This window comes from Spirillospora sp. CA-108201, from assembly GCF_050936235.1.
Classification (GTDB): domain Bacteria; phylum Actinomycetota; class Actinomycetes; order Streptosporangiales; family Streptosporangiaceae; genus Spirillospora.
Genome location: NZ_JBNJNE010000001.1, coordinates 2,343,930 through 2,361,780 on the forward strand (window position 1 = coordinate 2,343,930; position 17,851 = coordinate 2,361,780).

Annotated in this window: 12 protein-coding genes and 3 rRNA genes; 5 read left to right on the forward strand and 10 right to left on the reverse strand. The window is 68.5% G+C overall.

Annotated elements, in window-relative coordinates:
- Nucleotides 1–155: 155 nt before the first annotated feature.
- The 5 genes from ACQEU6_RS11480 to ACQEU6_RS11500 all read right to left on the reverse strand — a co-directional run bounded on the left by ACQEU6_RS11480 (nucleotide 156) and on the right by ACQEU6_RS11500 (nucleotide 4,500).
- Nucleotides 156–521 (reverse strand): hypothetical protein, encoded by a 366-nt coding sequence (locus ACQEU6_RS11480; RefSeq protein WP_499331335.1) that lies wholly within the window; start codon nucleotides 519–521, stop codon nucleotides 156–158.
- A gap of 107 nt (nucleotides 522–628) precedes the next feature.
- Nucleotides 629–1,930, reverse strand: coding sequence for a UDP-N-acetylglucosamine 1-carboxyvinyltransferase (murA, locus tag ACQEU6_RS11485; RefSeq protein WP_499331336.1), 1,302 nt, complete (start codon nucleotides 1,928–1,930; stop codon nucleotides 629–631).
- Between the two features lie 80 nt (nucleotides 1,931–2,010).
- Nucleotides 2,011–2,634 carry a LysE family translocator gene (locus tag ACQEU6_RS11490; protein ID WP_499331338.1) on the reverse strand — a complete coding sequence of 208 codons (624 nt, stop codon included), beginning with the start codon at nucleotides 2,632–2,634 and terminating at the stop codon, nucleotides 2,011–2,013.
- Between the two features lie 62 nt (nucleotides 2,635–2,696).
- Nucleotides 2,697–3,722 (reverse strand): M4 family metallopeptidase, encoded by a 1,026-nt coding sequence (locus tag ACQEU6_RS11495; protein WP_499331340.1) that lies wholly within the window; start codon nucleotides 3,720–3,722, stop codon nucleotides 2,697–2,699.
- Nucleotides 3,723–3,906: 184 nt separating this feature from the next.
- On the reverse strand, nucleotides 3,907–4,500 hold the full coding sequence (locus ACQEU6_RS11500; RefSeq protein ID WP_499331342.1) for a TetR/AcrR family transcriptional regulator: 594 nt from the start codon (nucleotides 4,498–4,500) through the stop codon (nucleotides 3,907–3,909).
- A 63-nt stretch (nucleotides 4,501–4,563) separates the two neighbouring features.
- On the opposite strand from ACQEU6_RS11500, the gene ACQEU6_RS11505 reads away from it, so the two are divergent.
- The gene (locus ACQEU6_RS11505; protein ID WP_499331343.1) at nucleotides 4,564–5,796 is read left to right on the forward strand and encodes an MFS transporter; all 1,233 of its coding nucleotides are present in this window, start codon (nucleotides 4,564–4,566) and stop codon (nucleotides 5,794–5,796) included.
- 300 nt (nucleotides 5,797–6,096) lie between these two features.
- On the forward strand, nucleotides 6,097–6,606 hold the full coding sequence (locus tag ACQEU6_RS11510) for a tetratricopeptide repeat protein (RefSeq protein ID WP_499331345.1): 510 nt from the start codon (nucleotides 6,097–6,099) through the stop codon (nucleotides 6,604–6,606).
- 427 nt (nucleotides 6,607–7,033) lie between these two features.
- Here ACQEU6_RS11510 and rrf read toward each other — a convergent pair.
- The 3 genes from rrf to ACQEU6_RS11525 form a co-directional block, all read right to left on the reverse strand.
- Nucleotides 7,034–7,150 (reverse strand): 5S ribosomal RNA (gene rrf / locus ACQEU6_RS11515).
- A 151-nt stretch (nucleotides 7,151–7,301) separates the two neighbouring features.
- Nucleotides 7,302–10,415 (reverse strand): 23S ribosomal RNA (locus tag ACQEU6_RS11520).
- A 446-nt stretch (nucleotides 10,416–10,861) separates the two neighbouring features.
- A 16S ribosomal RNA gene (locus tag ACQEU6_RS11525) occupies nucleotides 10,862–12,377 on the reverse strand.
- Together the 16S, 23S and 5S rRNA genes form the textbook arrangement of a ribosomal RNA operon.
- A gap of 817 nt (nucleotides 12,378–13,194) precedes the next feature.
- Between ACQEU6_RS11525 and ACQEU6_RS11530 the strand changes: the two genes are divergently transcribed.
- Nucleotides 13,195–13,932 (forward strand): hypothetical protein, encoded by a 738-nt coding sequence (locus tag ACQEU6_RS11530; RefSeq protein WP_499331346.1) that lies wholly within the window; start codon nucleotides 13,195–13,197, stop codon nucleotides 13,930–13,932.
- On the opposite strand, the gene ACQEU6_RS11535 is transcribed toward ACQEU6_RS11530, so the two are convergent.
- Entirely contained in the window at nucleotides 13,850–14,683 is an 834-nt protein-coding gene (locus ACQEU6_RS11535) for a putative RNA methyltransferase (RefSeq protein ID WP_499331347.1), read from the reverse strand. The two genes, ACQEU6_RS11530 and ACQEU6_RS11535, sit on opposite strands and share 83 nt — an antisense overlap.
- Before the next feature lie 114 nt (nucleotides 14,684–14,797).
- Nucleotides 14,798–15,151: a thioredoxin gene (trxA, locus tag ACQEU6_RS11540; RefSeq protein ID WP_499331348.1), complete on the reverse strand. Its 354-nt coding sequence runs from the start codon at nucleotides 15,149–15,151 to the stop codon at nucleotides 14,798–14,800.
- 130 nt (nucleotides 15,152–15,281) lie between these two features.
- Between trxA and ACQEU6_RS11545 the strand changes: the two genes are divergently transcribed.
- Both ACQEU6_RS11545 and ACQEU6_RS11550 read left to right on the forward strand, forming a co-directional pair.
- Nucleotides 15,282–16,292: a sigma-70 family RNA polymerase sigma factor gene (locus ACQEU6_RS11545; protein WP_499331350.1), complete on the forward strand. Its 1,011-nt coding sequence runs from the start codon at nucleotides 15,282–15,284 to the stop codon at nucleotides 16,290–16,292.
- 146 nt (nucleotides 16,293–16,438) lie between these two features.
- The gene (locus tag ACQEU6_RS11550) at nucleotides 16,439–17,788 is read left to right on the forward strand and encodes a class II 3-deoxy-7-phosphoheptulonate synthase (RefSeq protein WP_499331352.1); all 1,350 of its coding nucleotides are present in this window, start codon (nucleotides 16,439–16,441) and stop codon (nucleotides 17,786–17,788) included.
- Nucleotides 17,789–17,851 lie beyond the last annotated feature (63 nt).

The following is a 17,851-nucleotide window of genomic DNA, read 5'->3' on the forward strand; positions in this document are numbered from 1 at the left end:
GGGAAGGCCCCGGCCTAGCCTGGCCGGATGGACGTCAGTTTCGAACGAACGGGTGACCGCCGGTACGCGACCGTCGTCAGGCTTCCGGGCCGGCGCCCGCGCCGGATGGACCCGGCCCCCGGCTACGACGACCACATCCCCCACGACCTCGTCCACTACCTGGCCGAGGCCGAGACGGGCCTCACGTCGGGCGTGTTCGGGCGGGCCGCGGCGGGCGGCGGCGACTTCACCGAGACCGTCGAGACGCCCGGCGACTCGCGGCGGCGGGCCAGGGAGCAGCGCCGGCTGAAGAAGCGGGAGGCGTTCCTCAACCGGTCCGACCGCGGCGACATGGAGAGGTCGGAGTACCTGGCGGGCCTGTGCGACCTCGCCTGGCGCCGCCGCGCCGGCGCGCGCACCCCCGCGTGGGCCGAGCACCGGCCGATCCCGCCCGAGGACGGGCCCGCGGTGGACCGCGTCCTGGCCCGGCTGGACGAGCTGGCGCCGCTCTGGCACGACCTGCCCGTCGGCGGCTCGCTCACCTTCACCTGGCCACGGACGACCCCCGCCCCCGGCCGTCCGTCCCAGGCTGCGTTTCACAGTCCCGGCCTGCTTCGCGCGCATGGCCGAGGCCACTTCGAGACAAGCCCTAGCCCGCCCGCAGCGACAGGCCGAGCGTCCGGAACTGCTCGACCGGACGGTGGTAGCCGCGCTCGATGTGGTGCACGCCCCGGAGCGTGGACGGCCCCTCCGCGACCGCCGCCGCCAGGACCGCCGAGAACCCGGCCCGGATGTCGGGCATGGTCACGTCGCCGCCGCGGAGCTTGGACACCCCGCGCACCACCGCCGAGTGCAGCGCCGCCGTGTCGTGGTAGCGGCAGGCGGGACCGCCCAGGCACGTGTCGTAGACCTCGATCTCAGCGCCCATGCTCTGCAGCGCCGGGACGTAGGCGAGCCGGTTCTCGTACACGGTCTCGTGCAGCACCGACATGCCGTCCGCCTGGGTGAACAGCACCATCAGGGGCGTCTGCCAGTCCGTCGCGAACCCGGGGTGGGTGTCGGTCTGCACCGCCGCGGGGCGCAGCCCGCCGGGCGCGGACGCCATGATCCACTCATCGGTGATCTCGAACTCGGCGCCCATCCTGGTCAGCGTCGTGATGGCGGTGACGAGCCGGTCCTGCGGGCATCCGTGCACCCGCACCTCGCCCCCCGTCACCAGGCCCGCGACCAGGTAGGAGAACGCCTCGATCCGGTCGCCGCCGAGCCGCGTCTGCGCGCCGCTCAGCCGCTCGACGCCCTCCACGACGATGCGCCGGTCGGGGGCGAAGGAGATCCGCGCGCCCATCCGCTGCAGGAACAGCGCCAGCTCGGTGATCTCCGGCTCGGTCGCCGCGTTGCGGATGACGGTCTTGCCCTCGGCCCGCACCGCCGCCAGCAGCACCGTCTCGGTGGCGCCGACGCTCGGGTACGGCAGCTCGATGCGCGTCCCGACCAGGCGCGTGGCGTGCGCGTGGATCCCGTCGGACGCGAGCGACACCTCGGCCCCGAACGCCCGCAGCGCCTCCACGTGGAAGTCGACCGGCCTCCGCCCGATCGGATCGCCCCCGACCAGCGGCACGAACGCCTCGCCGGCCTGGTGCAGCAGCGGGCCCAGCATCAGGATCGGGATGCGGTTCAGCCCGGTGAACGCCTTGCCGACGCTCGGGTCCGACACCGGCCCCGGCACGACGGTCACGTCGCCCCCGGACCGCTCCACGGTCATCCCGACGTGCTCCAGCATCCCCGCGGTGATGCCGACCTCGCCGACGTCCGGCGCGTTGCCGATCGTGCTCGGCCCGTCCCCGAGCATGGCCGCGACCATGTGCTTGCTGACCGCGTTCTTCGCCCCGCGCACGGTGACGTCCCCGCGAAGCGGGCCCGACGGCTCGATGTGCCACAGCTTCTCAGTCACCCGAGCAGCCTACGGCGTCCCGGCCGGGGCCCGCCGTTTTCGCCGCAACCCCGGCGCTCGCGGTGACGACGATCACCCGGTCAGGGGCGCCCGGTCAGCAGGCCGGCGGCGAAGCCGAGGAAGGCCACCCCGCTGAGCCGCTCCGTCCGCCGCCGGAAGGACGGGCGCCGCAGCCGCCCCCCCATGGCGGCCGCCGCGCCCGACACGAGCCAGAACCAGACCGCGAGTTCGGCCACGTCGATCGCGGTGAACAGGACCGTCGTGCCGAACACCGGCGCCCCGTGCGGCATGAACTGCGGGACGAGGCTCATGTAGAAGACGCCCGCCTTGGGGTTCAGCAGGTTGGTCCCGATCCCGGCGCGGAAGGCGGCGCGCCGGCCCGCGGCCGCGACGGGCTCCGGGCATGCGGCCTCGGCCTTCCTCCTGGCGTGCCGGAGCGCCGTCGCCCCGAGCCACGCCAGGTAGGCGGCACCGCAGACGCTCACGGCGGTGTACGCGACGTGCGAGGCGGTCAGCAGGGCGGTCAGGCCGGCCGCCGTGGCGAGCCCCCACACCGCGCACCCGGTCATGACGCCGAGCGCCGCGGCCAGCCCGCAGCCGCGGCCCGCCGAGACGGAGGTCCGCAGCACCAGGAACGTGTCGAGCCCCGGCGCCACGTTGACGATCATCGCTGCCAGGGCGAAGGCGAGCGCGGCCGTGATCATGAGCAGATGCTACGACGCTCCTGACGGCCGCACCACGCCCCCGCGGTCACGCGGTCACGCGGTCACAGGATGCCCCGCGCGGCGAACGCGTCCCGTGCGGCGCGGGCGGCCGCCGCTCCGTAGAGGCGCTGCGCCGCGGCGACGGTCGCCTCGGCCGCGGCCTCGAAGGAGGTGTCCGGAGCGAACGCGAACTGCGCCTCGACGATCAGCGTGCTCGCCCGGGCGTCGCCCAGCGCCTGCCGGACGTCCCACAGCGCCCGCGACCAGATCTCGCCGTCGGCGTGGACCTCGCCGACCACGTCCTCGGGGTAGTGCTTGGTCCCGTCCAGCCTCCGCAGGCAGTGCGTCGGCCCGGACGTGTAGGCCACCGAGTCCCAGTCGGCGACGCACGGCTCCGGGGTCCTGGTGGGCGTGCCGGCCGCCCAGCCGGTGACCGCCACCGCCAGGTAGTCGCCGAACGCCTCGCCGATCGCGCCCGACTCCAGGTTCGCGCCGAACCCGGTGACCTGCCCGTCCTGCACGGAGTGGCCGTACTCGTGGATGATCACCTCGGCGTCCTCGGCGTCGTCCACCCCGCCCTTGCCGAGCGTGATGTTCGCCTTGTCGCCGCGGAAGAAGGAGTTGTCGCCTCCGTACTGGTTGATCCGCAGCTCGATCTGCCGCTGGTTCACGGGGCGCAGACCGGACCCGAACCCGAGGTGCTGGAGGTACCGCTGCGCGGTCGTCACCCAGTGGTAGCCCATCACCTGCTCGAACTGGTCGGAGTCGCGGTGGTAGGCCGGCAGCGCGCCGCCGTCGATCCGGGCGGCCTTGCCGGTCTCGCTCTTCACCCGCACGTACCGCCCCGTGAGCGAACCGGACCCGTCGAGGTCGGTGAGGGTGACCTGCCGGTAGGCGGGCGCGAGCGCGGCGTAGTCGGCGTCCTTGGCGTCGGTGAGGGACTGGTCGCCGAGCTGCTGGACGGGGTTGGGGGAGAAGACCGTCCCGGCGGCGGTCGCGCCGAAGTCCGCGGCGGACGCCGCCGGCGTTGCGGCCATCAGGGGAAACGCGGCCACGGCCGCCAGGGCGAAACGTCGTGTGTTGCGCATGGGCGGACGGTATGACCAGGTCCCGCCCGAGGACAGGTCCAATCCGCACCGGGCCCAAGTCTGTCGGGCATCGCCTGGCGGCGCCGCCGAACACTGGCGAGGTTTGCGCTGGCGCCCGCGCCGCGCGCAGGAGTAGCGCCATCGCGGGGGTCGGACTCGGCGTCCTGCGGCCGACAGGCCGGGGTCAGGGCGCCGCGGCGCCGTTCTCCGTCCAGGAGTCGGCGAGCGCGCACAACTCGCCGAGCGCGGTCTCGACGCGTTCCCGGTCGCCGGTGGTGAGGAAGTCGGTCAGCAGACCCGAGTAGGCGCCGTTGAGGAACGTCGCCCTGACGCGGGCCGGGCCCGCGGCGAGACCGCGGGCGGTCAGGGCTCCGGCGACGAACCCGGCCCGTTCCGCGAGGAACGCCGGCACCTTGTCGCCGAGACGGCCCGCCGCCGCGAGCCCTTCGATCTCAAGGACGAGCCGGGTCCGCGCGATGTTCTCAGGCGCGAGGTGGCGGTCCCAGGAGTCGCGCACGACGGCGCCGATTCCGCGCGCCGTGTCGTCCCAGCCCTCGGTCGCGTGAAGCTGCTCGTGCTGGACCTCGTCCAGGCGCTTCAGCAGCGCGCCGAGGAGCGCGTCCTTGTCGGCGAAATGGTGGGTCAGGACGCGCGTGCTCTGGCCGAGCGCCTCGGCGATGGGACGCATCGACAGGCCGGACATCCCGTGCTCGGCGAGGTGGTCGAGCACGGCGTCGAGTATCTCGGTGCGGCGGCGGGGGTCGCGCGGCCTCGGCACTGGCGGTTCCTTCCGTGGTCCGGGGCGTCCAGCCTATAGGGCAACGACTGTTACCTTTATGGCGTGCCCCTCTTCCGACGCCCCCGCGGCGACCTCCGGCTCGCCGCGCTCGCACTGACCGCGTTCGCCCTCCAGACCGACGACTTCGTGATCGTGGGCGTGCTGCCCTCCATCGCCGGCGGACTCTCGGTCAGCGAGGCCGCGGCCGGGCAGCTCGTGACCGTCTTCTCCGTCATCTGCGCCGCGATCGCGCCCGTGGCGGCCGTGGTCACGGCGTCCTGGCCGCGGCGCCGCCTGCTGACCGGCGGCATGCTGGTGTTCAGCGCCGCCAACCTCGCCGTCCCGCTCGCCGCGTCGTATCCGGCGCTGATGGCGCTGCGGATCCTGGCCGCGCTCGCCGCCGCGGCCGTCCTGCCCGCGGTGTTCGCGGTCACCGCCGCGCTCTCTCCCCCGGAACGCCGGGGCCGCGACCTCGCCACCGTGATGGCAGGGCTCACGGGCGCCGTCGTGGTCGGCGTCCCGCTCGGGACGTGGACCGGTGCGGTGCTCGGCTGGCAGGCCACCTTCGTGACGGGCGGCCTCCTCGGCCTCGCCGCGCTGGCGTTCCTGCGCGTCGCCGTGCCGGACGCCCCGCCGTCGCCCGCGACGGGTCTCGGCGAACGCCTGCGCCCCCTGGCCCGCCCCGCCATCATGTGCGCACTGCTCGCCGCCGTCGCCGCGGTGCTCGGCAACCTGATGATCCAGACGTATCTGGCGCCTTTCCTGGCCGGGGCCGCGCGCGTCACCCCGTCCGGCCTCGGCGGCCTTCTCGTCCTCACCGGCGTGGCGGGCATCGTGGGCGGGCGTCTCAGCGGCTCCCTGGTCGACCGCTTCAGCCCGTTGAGAGCGTTCGCGACCGCCTCGGCCGCCTTCATCGCGGCGATGGGCGGGCTGGCGCTGGCCTGGTCGATGCGTCCGGCGCATCTGGTGCTGGTCGTCCCGCTGCTGCTGGTGTGGTCGGCGGCGGCCTGGGCCGTCCCTCCCCCCGTCCAGGCGCGCGTTCTCGCGCTGGCCGCCGAGGAGACCGGCCCGCAGGCGCTGGCGCTCAGCAGCAGCGCGGTCTACGTCGGCGCCTCCCTGGGCGCGGGCCTCGGCGGCTGGCTGCTCGGCACGCTGGGAGCGGGCTCGCTGCCGCTCGCCGCCGCGGCCTGCGCCCTCGGGGCAGTGGGGCTTTTCAGACTTGCCGGGCGCGACGCGTCGGACTCCGTCCCGGAGGACGGGCCCGGCGTCACCGGGAACCGCGGTGCGAGCGTGTGACCTGGGAACCGGCGGCCGCGCCGGTGCGAGGTGTGTGGGTTGGCACCGGCGCGGCCCTAGTTCCGACCGTGGCCGGACGGTCCAATCCTGCCGTAACCAACGTTGCACCAGCGTTGCGGCGACCGCGCCGGCGGCCTCATACGGACGCGGAGCCCGTCTTCGAGAAGGGGAGGCCCCTCTGCATGATCGCCGGAAACGCCACCCGCCGGCAGACCGTGCCTGGCGGAGCCGGCGCTCATGGCGCGCTCTGGCTCGGCCTTGCCTGCGCGGCACGAAACCGGTGACCGTATTCTGGCGGACATGATCGATCCCGCGCCCGACTGGGAGCAGCGCATGGCCGGCCTCTGGGCCGCCTTCGACGACCACGAGCCCGCGGACTTCCTCGCGAAGGTCGAGGCCCTGACCGCCGAGCTCCCGTCCGGCGACGCCGTCGGCGAGTACGAGCTGGCGTCCGCACACGACTCGATCGGCAACGAGGCGAAGGCCGCCGACCACTACCGGCGGGCCTTCGCCGCCGGGCTCCCCGAGGCGCGCCGCAGGCCGGCCACGATCCAGTACGCCAGCACGCTCCGCAATCTCGGCCGGGCCGAGGAGAGCGCCGCCCTCCTGGCGGCGGAGCGCGTCGCCGGTTCGGACGAACTCGACGACGCCGTCACCGCGTTCCTCGCGCTCGCGCTCACCGACGTCGGCCGCGAACGCGAGGCGGCCAGCCTCGCCCTCGGCGCCCTGTCCCGTCATCTCCCCCGGTACAACCGCTCGCTCTCCAACTACGCGAAAGCCCTGACACAGAACGACGGACCCACGAGCTAGCGCCCCCTGCGACAGTCCTCACACTCCGCGCGGACATCCGGCCTTCCCGCAAGCGCCGTCGGCTCTGCGCCAGGCTGGTTCGACGGAGGACGACTGGCCGCCCGCCTCCACGCGGCATCGGCATCCGCACGCCGTGACCGCCCCGCCCGCTCACCGGGTCTGCGACGCGGTTGAAGCCAGTCCCATGAACAACCCGACGCGCCGGCCGGGGCGACGGCTGCCAGTCTCACGCGGCCCAGCTCCACGCATGGCTGCCTTCACCGGCAAGGAGCCGATAGAACGATCCCTTCCGAAATGTTCCGGCCGCCCCTGGCGTATGAGCGCCGGGCCGGCGAGGCGATCACATGATCCACGAAAGCCCGCGACTCATTTCCCGCGAAAATGAGAAAGGCCCCGCCGGTAACGGCGGGGCCTTTCTGCAAAATATGTCCGGCGGCGTCCTACTCTCCCACACGGTCCCCCATGCAGTACCATCGGCGCTGAAGGGCTTAACTTCCGGGTTCGGGATGGGACCGGGTGTTTCCCCCTCGCCAAAACCACCGAACGTCTCAACGCACCACCCCAAAGGGGCAGGCAAATCCACGTTCGAACCATTCGGCTCGACATTCACTTATCAACACGGGTTCCCGGTTGTTTCCTGGGAACCACACAGGGACGCGAACAACTCACACAGCGACTCACTCTGAACGTTCAGTGTGTTCAAGCCACTCGGCCTATTAGTACCGGTCGACTCCACACGTTACCGCGCTTCCATCTCCGGCCTATCAACCCGGTCGTCTACCGGGGGCCTTACACCCACAAAGGGATGGGAGAACTCATCTCGAGGAAGGCTTCCCGCTTAGATGCTTTCAGCGGTTATCCCGACCGAACGTAGCCAACCAGCCGTGCCCCTGGCGGGACAACTGGCACACCAGAGGTTCGTCCGTCCCGGTCCTCTCGTACTAGGGACAGACCCTCACAATTCTCCTACGCGCACAGCGGATAGGGACCGAACTGTCTCGCGACGTTCTAAACCCAGCTCGCGTGCCGCTTTAATGGGCGAACAGCCCAACCCTTGGGACCTACTCCAGCCCCAGGATGCGACGAGCCGACATCGAGGTGCCAAACCATCCCGTCGATATGGACTCTTGGGGAAGATCAGCCTGTTATCCCCGGGGTACCTTTTAGCCGTTGAGCGACACCACTTCCACACGTAGGTGCCGGATCACTAGGCCCTGCTTTCGCACCTGCTCGACACGTCCGTCTCACAGTCAAGCTCCCTTGTGCCCTTGCACTCGCCACCTGATTGCCAACCAGGCTGAGGGAACCTTTGGGCGCCTCCGTTACATTTTGGGAGGCAACCGCCCCAGTTAAACTACCCACCAGGCACTGTCCCCCACCCGGATACACGGGTGCGGGTTAGACGCTCAAAACGACCAGAGTGGTATTTCACCAATGACTCCACCCAAACTGGCGTCTGAGCTTCAGAGTCTCCCACCTATCCTACACAAGACGCTCCAAGCGCCAATGCCAAGCTATAGTGAAGGTCCCGGGGTCTTTCCGTCCTGCTGCGCGAAACGAGCATCTTTACTCGTACTGCAATTTCGCCGGGCCTGTGGTTGAGACAGCGGGGAAGTCGTTACGCCATTCGTGCAGGTCGGAACTTACCCGACAAGGAATTTCGCTACCTTAGGATGGTTATAGTTACCACCGCCGTTTACCGGCGCTTAGATTCTCAGCTTCGAAGGAACAAGTCCCCCTAACCGGTCCTCTTAACGTTCCGGCACCGGGCAGGCGTCAGTCCGTATACAGCGTCTTACGACTTCGCACGGACCTGTGTTTTTAGTAAACAGTCGCTTCCCCCTGGCCTCTGCGACCCCACCCAGCTCAGACAGAAAATGCCATCACCAGGCAAGGTCCCCCTTCTCCCAAAGTTACGGGGGCAATTTGCCGAGTTCCTTAACCACAGTTCACCCGATCGCCTTGGTATTCTCTACCTGACCACCTGAGTCGGTTTGGGGTACGGGCCGCCGGTACACTCGCTAGAGGCTTTTCTCGGCAGCATGGGATCACTCACTTCACCTAAAACGGCTCGGCATCAGCTCTCAGGATACGCGAGAGACGGATTTACCTGTCTCTCTCCCTACAGCCTTACCCCGGGACAACCATCGCCCGGGCTGAGCTACCCTCCTGCGTCACCCCATCACTCACCTACTACCCCCTCGGGTCCCACGCTCCCCATCCACCAGGCCCGAAGGCCCAAAGAACAGTTCGGGTGGTTAGCATCAGAAGGTTCAGCGTTGGCGCATACCAGCGGGTACGGGAATATCAACCCGTTGTCCATCGACTACGCCTGTCGGCCTCGCCTTAGGTCCCGACTTACCCTGGGCGGATTAGCCTGCCCCAGGAACCCTTGGTCATCCGGCGCACACGTTTCTCACGTGTGATTCGCTACTCATGCCTGCATTCTCACTCCCGCACCCTCCACCCCTGGGTCACCCCGAGGCTTCACCGGATACAGGACGCTCCCCTACCCATCAACACCACATGGTGCCAATGCCACGGCTTCGGCGGTGTGCTTGAGCCCCGCTACATTGTCGGCGCGGAATCACTTGACCAGTGAGCTATTACGCACTCTTTCAAGGGTGGCTGCTTCTAAGCCAACCTCCTGGTTGTCACAGCAACTCCACATCCTTTCCCACTTAGCACACGCTTAGGGGCCTTAGCCGATGATCTGGGCTGTTTCCCTCTCGACTACGAAGCTTATCCCCCGCAGTCTCACTGCCACGCTCTCACTTACCGGCATTCGGAGTTTGGCTGACGTCAGTAACCTGGTAGGGCCCATCAGCCATCCAGTAGCTCTACCTCCGGCAAGAAACACGCGACGCTGCACCTAAATGCATTTCGGGGAGAACCAGCTATCACGGAGTTTGATTGGCCTTTCACCCCTAACCACAGGTCATCCCCCAGGTTTTCAACCCTGGTGGGTTCGGGCCTCCACACCGTCTTACCGGCGCTTCACCCTGCCCATGGCTAGATCACTCCGCTTCGGGTCTACAGCATGCGACTAAAAACGCCCTATTCAGACTCGCTTTCGCTACGGCTACCCGCCACCGGTTAACCTCGCCACACACCATAACTCGCAGGCTCATTCTTCAAAAGGCACGCCATCACCAACAACAACCCCGAAGAGTCGCCGAGGAGGCTCTGACGGCTTGTAGGCACACGGTTTCAGGTACTATTTCACGACCCCTCACCGGGGCACTTTTCACCTTTCCCTCACGGTACTGGTCCGCTATCGGTCATCAGGAAGTATTCAGCCTTACCACGTGGTCGTGGCAGATTCACACGGGATTTCACGGGCCCCGTGCTACTCGGGAACACACCCAGAAGCCACTCAAATTTCGTCTACCGGACTCTCACCGTCTACGGTCGGCCATCCCAAGCCATTCGACTATCCGAGCAGTTTATAACTCCTCGGCCCAGCGGCAGCTGGACCAGGGTGGTCCCACAACCCCGCACACGCAACGCCTGCCGGCTATCACACGCGCACGGTTTAGGCTCCTCCGCTTTCGCTCACCACTACTCACGGAATCACTATTGTTTTCTCTTCCTGCGGGTACTGAGATGTTTCACTTCCCCGCGTTCCCACCAACCTGCCTATACATTCAGCAGGCGGCGACACCCCATGACGAGTGCCAGGTTTCCCCATTCGGAAATCCCCGGATCAAAGTCTGGTTGCCGACTCCCCGAGGCATATCGCAGGCTCCCACGTCCTTCATCGGCTCCTGATGCCAAGGCATCCACCGTATGCCCTTAAAAACTTGAACACACAAAACGATCAGAACAAATCGCAGATAAACAAACAAGAACAACCCGAAGACAACCCCTCACAAGAGAGGATCACTCCAAGGAGCTCTCATCGTTCACCAGAGATGCTCGCGTCCACTGTGCAGTTCTCAAAAAACAACCGGGCCCACCAAAACCACACCCCAACCAAGAGGTGCGGTTCTGGTCCCGTAATCCGAGGTCACCCGGGCTTGCGCCCGTTCCCTCAGGACTCAACAGCGTGTTCAGCCTCCCAGCCGCCCGGAGCTCACCTTTCCCACTCCCCGAGGTCACCCCCGAAGCGGTACTAGCTGAGCCGCACGGCCAGCAGACTGAGTAGCCAGTGCTCCACATCTATGAGCAGCCACCTGACAGACATTCGCTGTCAACAGCAGCCACCGACCGGAATCCCTCTCACGAGGCGACCCGGCCAGTTGATGCTCCTTAGAAAGGAGGTGATCCAGCCGCACCTTCCGGTACGGCTACCTTGTTACGACTTCGTCCCAATCGCCGGCCCCACCTTCGACCGCTCCCCCCACAAGGGTTGGGCCACGGGCTTCGGGTGTTGCCGACTTTCGTGACGTGACGGGCGGTGTGTACAAGGCCCGGGAACGTATTCACCGCAGCGTTGCTGATCTGCGATTACTAGCGACTCCGACTTCACGAAGTCGAGTTGCAGACTTCGATCCGAACTGAGACCGGCTTTAAGGGATTCGCTCCACCTCACGGTATCGCAGCCCTCTGTACCGGCCATTGTAGCATGTTTGCAGCCCAAGACATAAGGGGCATGATGACTTGACGTCATCCCCACCTTCCTCCGAGTTGACCCCGGCGGTCTCCCATGAGTCCCCACCCGAAGTGCTGGCAACATGGAACGAGGGTTGCGCTCGTTGCGGGACTTAACCCAACATCTCACGACACGAGCTGACGACAGCCATGCACCACCTGTCACCGGCCCAAAAGGACCCACCATCTCTGATGGTTTTCCGGCGATGTCAAGCCTTGGTAAGGTTCTTCGCGTTGCGTCGAATTAAGCAACATGCTCCGCCGCTTGTGCGGGCCCCCGTCAATTCCTTTGAGTTTTAGCCTTGCGGCCGTACTCCCCAGGCGGGGCGCTTAATGCGTTAGCTGCGGCGCGGAATCCGTGGAAGGACCCCACACCTAGCGCCCAACGTTTACGGCGTGGACTACCAGGGTATCTAATCCTGTTCGCTCCCCACGCTTTCGCTCCTCAGCGTCAGTACAGGCCCAGAGAACCGCCTTCGCCACCGGTGTTCCTCCCGATATCTGCGCATTTCACCGCTACACCGGGAATTCCATTCTCCCCTACCTGCCTCTAGTCTGCCCGTATCCACCGCAGACCCACGGTTAAGCCGTGGGCTTTCACGACAGACGCGACAAACCGCCTACGAGCTCTTTACGCCCAATAATTCCGGACAACGCTTGCGCCCTACGTATTACCGCGGCTGCTGGCACGTAGTTAGCCGGCGCTTCTTCTGCAGGTACCGTCACGTTAGCTTCGTCCCTGCTGAAAGAGGTTTACAACCCGAAGGCCGTCATCCCTCACGCGGCGTCGCTGCGTCAGGCTTCCGCCCATTGCGCAATATTCCCCACTGCTGCCTCCCGTAGGAGTCTGGGCCGTGTCTCAGTCCCAGTGTGACCGGTCGCCCTCTCAGGCCGGTTACCCGTCGTCGCCTTGGTAGGCCATCACCCCACCAACAAGCTGATAGGCCGCGAGCCCATCCCCAACCGAAAAACTTTCCACCAACACCCCATGCGGAGGCTGGTCACATCCGGTATTAGACCCAGTTTCCCGGGCTTATCCCAGAGTCAGGGGCAGGTTGCTCACGTGTTACTCACCCGTTCGCCGCTCGAGTACCCCCGAAGGGGCCTTTCCGCTCGACTTGCATGTGTTAAGCACGCCGCCAGCGTTCGTCCTGAGCCAGGATCAAACTCTCCATCAAGGTCACACGACCAGCCAGGGGGCGAACCCCGACCAGCCAAACCTCAGGAAACAATCCCAGCATCGCCACCTCAAACGAGGTGACATTGCCTCAAAGAAATCCCCACCACCCCCGAATAAACGAGAGCGGCACGGGGCGACCCGGCCAAAACATGACCGAGCCGATAAAGGCACTGGCTTTTAACACGCTGTTGAGTTCTCAAGAAACGGACACCCACCGCGCCGGACCCCGCTTCCGCGGCCCCCGGCTCCGGGGCAACCCTGCTAAATTACCAGACTCATCCTCGCTGTCAAGCCGATCCGCGAAGATCTTTTCGACGAACGAAGGTGGGCCGGTCCCCCACGCGGACGACACAACACCAAGCCGAAGACTCGGAGAGATCGTTCTGTGGGAGGCGCCCTGCGGGCCGGCCACCTTGCGGCGTCCTGCATCCCGTCCTGGGCTTGCCCTTCAAGAGTACCCCGGCCGCAGAGTCCTGCGAACCGTTTTCCTCTTTCGGTGTCCCCAGGGCCGGCCGCCTCTCGGCGTCCGCTTCCCCTTGGGGCGAGAGAGACATTAAGACGCCTCGCCGGGAGCGTCAAATCGCGGCGCCCGCGAGGCCGTCCCGCTCGTCACCCGGGCACACCATCAGGGGCGCTGACCTCGCTTTTCACGTACTACGTGCTTCGGGTCACAGTGGGGTAGCGTGCCCTGACCGCTCTCCCCGCGGCGAACTGGCTCGCGGGGCGGGCGGCGGCTCCCGGGTCGGCTGTCGCCCGAGGTCAGGAGGAACCCGGTGAATGTGTCCGTCGCCGTTCGCGCTTCGGCGGAGCGTCTCGTGGTCGCCGCGACGATGGGGCCCACGGTCCATGACGTCCACGCCTGGCGGTTCAAGGTCGTTTCCGGCCTGATCGAGGTGCACGCGGACCCGGCCAGGTTCCGGCCCGGGCACGATCCCGCGGGGCGCGGCCTCCACCTCGGCAGCGGCGCCGCGCTGGTGAACCTGCGACTGGCCGCCGCGCAGCTCGGTCACGAGGCCGTCGTGCGGTTGCTCCCCGACCCGGGACGTCCATCCGTCCTCGCGTCCGTGCGCCTGGCCGGACGGCACCGCATCACCCGCGAGGAGCGACTTCTCTACGCGGCCACGCTCCGCCCGTTCCGCGCCGGCACTCCGGCCGTGGGCGCTCGCCCCCCTTCACGGGTCGTCGACGAGCTGGCCGGGGAGGCGCGGCTGGAGGGAGCGACGCTTCACCGGCTTCCACCGACGACTCACTCCTCGGGGCAACGGGCGATTCTGACGACGCGAGGGGACTCCCCTGCCGAGTGGCTCCGCGCGGGCCAGGCCCTCCAGCGCCTTCTGCTGAGTGCGACCGCCCGCTCGCTCGCCACGTCGTTCCGCTACGAGACGCTCGACGTGCCGGGCGTCGAAGGAGAGACGGAGCCGGGCGAGACCCCGCAGGTCCTCCTGGAGATCACACAGGCCGGGGACGCGTCTACTCCAGCCGCCGGTAGGTGGACAGGACGAACGACAGCGGTGCGCGCAGCGGCTCGGGCAGCCGTTCCAGCCTCTCCCTGAGCCGCTCGGGCGGGACGTGGTGCGCGCTCGGCCCCATGCCGACGAGCGTGACCACCTCGCCGTGCGTCAGGACGGTCTCGGTTTCGAGGTCCTGACGTGCGTCCAGCTTGAAGAAGCCGGAGAGCGCGGCGTCCATGCGCTCGGTCTTGTTCTCGTCGATCGAGAGCAGGCCCAGTGGCTCCACCAGCGTGCCGAGGTGCCGGGGCGACGGAGTCACCGTGAACAGCAGCCCGTCGTCGCGGAGCACGCGGTGGAACTCGGTCGCGTTGCGCGGAGCGAACACGTTGACGACGGTGTCGGCCGCGCCGTCGCGCAGCGGGAACGGGCGCCAGAGGTCCGCGACGACGGCGCCGCAGCGCGGATGCGCCTTGGCGGCCCGCCGGGCCGCGTGCTTGGAGATGTCCAGGGCGAGACCGGCGGCGTCCGGCGCGCGGTCGAGGATGCGGCTGAGGTAGTGCCCGGTTCCCGCGCCCGCGTCAAGGACGAAGGCGGGGTCGGCGCGCGAAACGTTCCACGCCAGTCTGTCCGCGAGACCCGCGAAGTGCCCCGCGCTCAGGAACTCGTCTCTCGCGCGGACCATCTCCGGTGTGTCCGCCGTCCCCGGACGGGCGTTGCCCGGCAGAAGGTTCGCGTACCCCTGCCGCGCGATGTCGAAGGCGTGCCCGCCCGGGCAGGCCAGGCTGCGGTCGGCCAGTTCGAGGTCGGCTCCGCACACGGGGCACACCAGGTATCGGACGACATCGGCGAGCATCCGTCCATCATCGACCATGCCGGCCGGTGCGGGGGCGGCGGCGTCCGCTTCTTTGCCGTCGCGCCTCCCCGGCGCCCCCCGGGCGTCGCGTCCGCGCAACCTGGCGGACGGCGGTCAGGCCTTCGCGCGCCGGCGGACGTCCTCCATGTCCAGGCCGCGGACCTGCTCGATCACGTTCTCCAGCACCGACTCGGCAAGCGCGCCCGGCTCGGCGAACACGATCATCCCGTCGCGGATCGCCATCAGCGTGGGGATGGACCGGATGCCGAACCGCTTCGACAGCTCGGCCTCGGCGTCGGTGTCCACCTTGCCGAAGACGATGTCCTCGTGCTTGCCCGCCGACCTCTCGAACACGGGTCCGAACCTCTTGCACGGCCCGCACCACTCGGCCCAGAAGTCGACCAGCACGATGCCGTCGCCCTGGGCCACCTGATCGAAGTTCTCAGCGGTCAGTGTGACCGTCGCCATGTCGGTTTCTCCTCAGTCGGGGTATCACGACGTAGAGCGGCTTACAGCCCCGCAGTATTCCTCACGTGGGAATCACAGAGCGGTAATTGACGTTGTCCTCCTAGGGAGATCGCACCGGAGAAGGGTCAGGATGGCTGGAACCCGTACCAAGGGCGACAGGGTCGAAGTCCCCGACAAGGATCTTGTCGGGGCGTACCTCGACCGGATCGGCCGTACTCCCCTGCTCGACGCGCAGGAGGAGGTCGATCTGGCCAAGGCGATCGAAGGGGGCCTGTACGCCGAACAGCTGCTCGACGAGGGGAAGGTGCCCGAGGGGGCGTCCCCCGAGGAGCTGGCGGAGCTGGCCGCGGCGGGGCTGCGCGCGAAGCAGCGCTTCGTCGAGGCCAACCTGCGGCTGGTCGTCTCGATCGCCCGGAAGTACCCGACCGACTCGTTGCCCCTCATAGACCTCATCCAGGAGGGGAACCTGGGGCTGATGCGCGCGGTGGAGAAATTCGACTACCGCCGCGGCTTCAAGTTCTCCACCTACGCCACCTGGTGGATCCGGCAGGCGATCGGCCGCGGGCTGAGCCACACCGCCCGCACGATCCGCCTGCCCGTCCACGTCGAGGAGGAGCTGTCCCGGCTGCGGCGCGCGGAGCGCCAGCTCAGCCGTGAGCTCGGCAGGGAACCGAGCCGCGAGGAGCTCGCGGGCGCCGTCGGCGCCGACGCCGAGCACGTCGACGAGCTGCTGCGCTGGCGGCGCGACCCGGCGAGCCTGGACGCGACCGTCGACGACGCCGGCGAGACGCCCATGGGCGACCTGCTGGAGGATCCGGACGCCGTCACGCCCGAGGCCGAGATCCTCGCGCTGGACGACATCGAGGGCCTCGGGCGGCTCCTGGACCGGCTTCCCGAGCGCGAGTCCGCGATCCTGCGGGCCCGGTTCGGGATGGACAGCGGGCAGCCGCTGTCGTACGCGCAGATCGGCGCCCGGTACGGGCTGAGCCACAACCGCGTCCGGCAGATCACCGACCGTTCGCTGCGGCGGCTGCGGCAGCTGGCCGGCGAGACGGACCTGAGCGGCCGCCGGGCGCTGGTCGGCGGCGCGGGCAACGGCACCGCGCCGGAACCGGCCACCGCCGGGTCCCGGGCGGCCTGAGCGGGCGCCCGAAGCGGCGTTCACGCCGCATGACCGGCGACAGGGCGGCTCCGGAAACGGGGCCGCCCTGACCCGTCCGGGGCCCGCGCCCCCGCCGTGCGGGGCTTCGCGTTCACGCAGGGCGGACCGTGCCATAGCCTTTCAGGGTGAGTACTTCCGCCGTCTTCGGGGACCTCGACGCGTGGCGCGCCCTCCCCGCCCTCCAGCAGCCCGATTGGGACGATCCGGACGAGGTAGGCGAAGTGGCCGCCGAGCTGGCGGCCCAGCCGCCACTCGTCTTCGCCGGCGAATGCGACCAGCTGAAGGCCCAGCTCGCGGACGTCGCCCGGGGTGAGGCGTTCGTCCTGCAGGGCGGCGACTGCGCCGAGACGTTCGAGGGATCGAACGCCGACGCGGTGAAGAACAAGCTGAAGACGCTGCTGCAGATGGCGGTCGTCCTCACCTACGCGGCCAGCGTCCCCGTCGTGAAGATCGGCCGGATGGCGGGCCAGTACGCCAAGCCGCGCTCCAAGCCCGTGGAGGCCCGCGGCGGCGTCGAGCTGCCCGCCTACAGGGGCGACGCGGTGAACGGGTTCGCCTTCGACGGCGCCTCCCGGCGCAACGACCCGCAGCGCCTGCTCAAGGCCTACCACTGCTCCGCGGTGACGCTGAACCTGTGCCGGGCGTTCACCAAGGGCGGCTACGCCGACCTGCGCCAGGTGCACGCCTGGAACCAGGACTTCGTCGCGCAGAGCCCCGCGGGCCGCCGCTACGAGCAGCTGGCGGGCGAGATCGACCGGGCGCTGACGTTCATGAAGGCGTGCGGGGCCAACCCGGACGAGTTCCACGGGGTGGAGTTCTACTCCAGCCACGAGGCGCTGCTGCTGGAGTACGAGCGCGCGCTGACGCGCATCGACCACCTGAGCGGCCTGCCCTACGACGTGTCCGCGCACTTCCTGTGGATCGGCGAGCGGACCCGGCAGCTGGACGGGGCGCACGTGGAGTTCCTGCGCCACATCCGCAACCCGATCGGGGTGAAGCTCGGCCCGACGACCTCGGCCGACGACGCGCTGGCCCTGATGGAGCGCCTGAACCCCGAGCGCGAGCCCGGGCGGCTCACCTTCATCACCCGCATGGGCGCCGACCGCATCCGCGACGCGCTGCCGCCGCTGATCGAGAAGGTGCACCAGAGCGGGGCCCCGGTCGCGTGGATCTGCGACCCCATGCACGGCAACACGTTCGAGGCGCCGAGCGGGCACAAGACCCGGCGGCTGGACGACGTGCTCGACGAGGTGGCCGGGTTCTTCGAGGTCCACCGGGCCCTCGGCACGCACCCGGGCGGCATCCACATCGAGTTCACCGGCGACGACGTGACCGAGTGCGTCGGCGGCGGCCAGGGGCTCGCGGAGGCCGACCTGCACCAGCGCTACGAGACGGCCTGCGACCCCCGGCTCAACCGGGGCCAGTCGCTGGACCTGGCCTTCATGGTCGCGGAGCTGTACCGCAAGTCCGTCTGACCGGCGCGGGACACACCCGGCCCGCCATGATCGGTGCGCGCCCGCCCGCCCCGTGCGGCGGGC